General features: G+C 63.1%; 3 protein-coding genes and 1 pseudogene. 2 read left to right on the top strand and 2 right to left on the bottom strand.

Features of this window, described 5'->3' with window-relative positions; translation table 11 throughout:
* The coding region (locus Q0X47_RS08530) for a zinc-dependent metalloprotease (RefSeq protein WP_297725045.1) at nucleotides 1-455 on the top strand (455 nt) is incomplete at its 5' end.
* Here the strand turns inward: Q0X47_RS08530 and Q0X47_RS08525 are convergent.
* Nucleotides 456-1,472 carry a hypothetical protein gene (locus Q0X47_RS08525; protein ID WP_297725042.1) on the bottom strand — a complete coding sequence of 339 codons (1,017 nt, stop codon included), beginning with the start codon at nucleotides 1,470-1,472 and terminating at the stop codon, nucleotides 456-458.
* Nucleotides 1,473-1,646: 174 nt separating this feature from the next.
* Between Q0X47_RS08525 and Q0X47_RS08520 the strand changes: the two genes are divergently transcribed.
* Nucleotides 1,647-3,206, top strand: coding sequence for an ATP-dependent helicase (locus tag Q0X47_RS08520; protein ID WP_297725039.1), 1,560 nt, complete (start codon nucleotides 1,647-1,649; stop codon nucleotides 3,204-3,206).
* 27 nt (nucleotides 3,207-3,233) lie between these two features.
* On the opposite strand, the pseudogene Q0X47_RS08515 reads toward Q0X47_RS08520, so the two are convergent.
* A pseudogene (locus Q0X47_RS08515) lies at nucleotides 3,234-3,546 on the bottom strand (hypothetical protein); the annotation flags it as partial.

The following is a 3,546-nucleotide window of genomic DNA, read 5'->3' as shown; positions in this document are numbered from 1 at the left end:
TACCCCAGATGGGAGCCTTGCGAGAGATGATGAATCGGCGCCGCGCCACCGGAGGGCCGGCCGAAAAAGCGTTCGCCGCCCTTATCGGCTTGGAACTGCGACCCAAGCGGTTGCGCGAAGCCAGCGCCTTGTGGTCCAAACTGGTGGCCAAGCTCGGGGAAGCCGGAGCGGAAGGCTTGTGGGACCACCCGGACCTGCTGCCGGAGGAAAGCGACTTCGACGCCCCCGACGAGTTCGTGGCGCGCCTGGCCGGAGAAGGCCCGAAAGACCAGCTGGAGGCCGATTTGGAGGCTATGCTGCAAGGGACTTTGGGATACGCCAAAGGGCTGGAGCCCGGTATCGATTCGGAGGGGGACGCGGAAGTGTCACAAGACCGTCCCGACACCGATTCGCCCGACGGTTCCGGGCACGGGACGGACCCGGACAGCCCAGAGCACCCCACTTCTGACGCCTAATCAGGCGGCTGTCACCGCGCGCGCCCGCTTCGCAAACGCCGGTTCTGGGGGAACGTCGAGATCGACCGGAAGATAGCTGCAGTCACATTCCGGGTGAGACTCAAAGTGCCTGGTCGTGACCGTTCCATCCACCGAGATGCGCGTGACATCGCCGGGGTGTAGGGCGCGGCAATCCAGAAACGCCAAGGCTTGCGTCGCCGCCAGCGCCGCCCCCGCTCCTGCCAATGCCGTTTCCACCCGCGGAAACGCCGCCCAGTGCAGGTTCGCGGCGCGTTCTGCCAGGTGCGCCACTTCTGTGGCCTGGTGCAGGGCGATACAGGACGTGCACGGCGTCAAACCGGGCACGACCAGCGGCCCGACCTCGACAAAATCGTGACCGGCCACCACCGCCAGGAACGGCTGAGCGGCCTGCATCGCTTTTTGCGCCGCCACCGGGTCGGGAATACCCCAGCTGAACTGCACCGCCAAGTCCACCGAGCTTCGCCGGGTCGTCACAGTGGCGTGTCGCAGCCGCTGTTCCACCAGGTCTTTCATGGTGTGTCGCGGGTCAAGGGCGGTTTCCAAGTCCGGTTCGGGACTGCGGTTGGTGGCGGGGACTTGAATCTTGCCGATACCGGCGGCGCCCAGTTCCACGGCCAGCAGTTGGGCCATGCGGTCGGCGCGATCGAGAGAAACGCACTGTTCCTGGCGATGTCGGTAGGCACGGCGCATCTTGGCGCCCCCCACTCGTGACCAAAACCCATCGTCGGGCCCGCCGTGCAGACGGGGACTGCGCAGCTGCAGCAACTCGGCGTCAACCAAGGTTCGCAGGATTTCCGAGACTCTGGTCAGGGGAATGCGGCAGGCTTTGGCAAAGTCGGACAAATCCGGGCGGGTACAGCCCGCCACCAGGCGTTGCAGAAGCTGGAACTCCTTTTCGGAACACTGCGGAAAACAAAACATGGTTTCCAGCCCGGCGCACAGCTCGACTGAACCATCAGGCAGTCTAACCAAGTGAATACCCTCATTTAGTTTCATAATCTCTCACCTCTATTCAAAGCATCTCAAAAGATATATAATAAACTCAAATGGCAATCCGGCACTTGTGGATAACTTCGTATCCGCGCTGGACAGGACCCCGGTTTCGTGCCGTGTCGCCCCGCGTGGGAAACTTGGGGGAGCAATGAAACGCGGAGTCGAGAGGAGGGAAACGTGAACACCAAACCCCACGCTGCGCCGTCCAGTGCGGTTCTGAGCGCCGCGCAACTGCTCGATGAACTGGACGAACAGCAGCGCGAGGTTGCCCAGCACCAGCACGGGGCGCTGTGTGTGCTGGCGGGGGCGGGCACCGGGAAAACCCGGGCGATTACCTATCGCATCGCCTACGGCGTGCGCAGCGGACAGATCAATCCGGAAAACGTGTTGGCGTTGACGTTTACCCAAAAAGCCGCGGCAGAGATGAAAACCCGGTTGGAAGGCTTGGGAGTGGGACAGGTCGAGGCGCGCACCTTTCACTCCGCGGCGCTGGCGCAGGTCAGGTACTTTTGGCCGCAGGTTATGGGCGGAACTATGCCCGACCTGACCGGGCTGAAAGCGACCCTGGTGACGGCGGCGGGGACACGCCTGGGAATGGACCTCGGAAAAGCACAGGTGCGGGCGTTGGCCGGGGAAATCGAGTGGGCAAAAGTCTCGCTGGTGGACCCACCGCATTACGCCGCGGCGGCACGGGCGGCAGGACGCGAAGCCGTAGCCGATGTGAGTACCGAGCGGGTTGCGCAGCTGCTGGACGCCTATGAGGATGTGAAAATAGAGGCCGGACAGCTGGATTTTGAAGATATTTTGCTGCTGTGCGCGGGCATGATGGACGAGCGCGAGGACGTGGCGCGGGCGATCCGCAACCAGTACCGCTACTTCGTGGTGGACGAATATCAGGACGTTTCGCCGCTGCAAAACTACCTGTTGATGAGCTGGCTGGGCCGCCGCCGCGACCTGGCGGTAGTGGGGGACGCGGCGCAAACCATCTACTCTTTTGCCGGTGCCACCCCAGAATACTTGACCGAGTTCACCCAAACCTACCCCGAAGCAAAAGTCATGGAACTAATCCGGGACTATCGCTCCACCCCTCAGATCGTGAACTTGGCGAATCAGGTGTTGGCCCAGGCAAAAGGGTCGGACGGCAAGCCCCTGGGCGGTACCGTCCGGCTGGTGTCCCAACGCGAAGCCGGTCCGGCGGTGTCTTGGTTCGCGGCGCCAGACGACGAAACCGAGGCCAAGGAAATCGCCCGCCGCATTCAAGACCTGCTGACGGAGGGCCTGAAACCCAGCCAGATTGCGGTGCTGTTCCGCACCAACGCCCAAGCCGCGCTGTTCGGGGTGGCGTTGGGGGCGAAACGAATTCCTTTTGTCATCAAGGACCGGGTCACGAACCTAGCGGGAGCAACCGCGGACAGCGGGACAGGCACGGAGGACGACGAGCCCGGCGGCGTAACGTTAGCTTCCCTGCACTCGGCAAAGGGACTCGAGTGGGAAGTCGTATTTCTGGCGGGAGCCAGCGAAGGGTGGCTGCCTATTAGCTTGGCAAAAACCGCCACGGCCATCGAGGAAGAACGCCGTTTGTGCTACGTCGGGGTGACGCGGGCGCGCAGCCGGCTCATCGTGTCTTTTGCCAAAGCCCGTCGCGACGGAGCCGCCCAAGAGCGCGAGGCGTGCCGTTTCTTGGCACCGTTTTGGCCCCGGCGCAGTGCCACGTTGCGGCGTTCCAGCAGGCACTAAACCGGGTCTGGCCAGCGTTAGTGCAGGTCAAGAGGTAGGGTTGGGCTCGCCGTTCATGCCGTTGGTGATGAGTTGCAACAAATCCGCGACCAACGCCGGGCCCTGTTCGATATGCTCCGGGTCGGTGTCGAAGTGCGGGTGAACAATCGACCAGGCTTCGGTGCGGGTGGCGGCCACGACAAAACGGGCCCGTTCCTGACCGGCAGTCTTTTTCTCCAGGAAAGCCTTACGTTCTTGGGGGTCAGCGGGGGCCTCAGCCATGTCTGCGGCGGTCAGCATGGCATCCGTTTCATAGAGCACCGCCACGCCTTCGATTTCATCGCTCCACACCACGCGTCCC

This window comes from uncultured Mobiluncus sp. (genome assembly GCF_947254095.1).
Classification (GTDB): domain Bacteria; phylum Actinomycetota; class Actinomycetes; order Actinomycetales; family Actinomycetaceae; genus Mobiluncus.
The sequence above is the reverse complement of the archived record's forward strand: the minus strand, read 5'-3'. Positions and strand labels throughout refer to the sequence as shown.

What these genes read in the sequence shown, in the direction of transcription:
- Q0X47_RS08525 (WP_297725042.1), bottom strand. Translation starts at nt 1,472, where the DNA reads ATGAAACTAAATGAGGGTATTCACTTGGTTAGACTGCCTGATGGTTCA.